This window comes from Glycomyces halotolerans (assembly GCF_054779575.1).
Genome location: NZ_BAAGXZ010000087.1, coordinates 1 through 508, shown reverse-complemented (window position 1 = coordinate 508; position 508 = coordinate 1). Strand labels below are relative to the sequence as shown.

Sequence of the window (508 nt, the reverse complement as noted above, 5' to 3'; positions counted from 1 at the left end):
AAACTTCGCAGACTGAAATCGACAAATAAGCCTTGATATAGTTAGGCAGACCGCCAATCCATTGCTGTAGTTGACTTTTGATTATTTTTTGAATCGTTTTATTCGTCTTTTTTAAGGCATCTTCAAGAAGCTCGATTAATTGCTGTAATGCGACAGCCCAATCCAGTTCGTTCACTTCATCACATAGCTCATAAAAAATGCCACCTAGTGTTCGTTGATCGTTATGGCAACGATTCTGCCAGGACAAAACGATGTATCTCGAAAACACAATCGTTGTATGGCTAATAAGTAAATCATATGACATGCCTTGAAATTCTTTTTGAAGACGTAAGAGGGATTTAGTCGTCTTGAAAAAGACCTCAATATCCCAGCGCATACCATAAATACGGACGATTTCTTGTTCAGAAAGCGTACAATCCGTGCTGAGAATCGCAAGCCATTCGCTCTTTTTATTGCGGTTTTGAATAAATACGACTTTTACTTGAACGCCATTTGCCATGGTTGTTTG

The 508-nt window shown here is 38.8% G+C and carries 1 pseudogene; it reads right to left on the bottom strand.

The features are described from left to right. Positions 1-508 (bottom strand): annotated as a pseudogene (locus tag ACYVL2_RS20165) (IS4 family transposase); the annotation flags it as partial.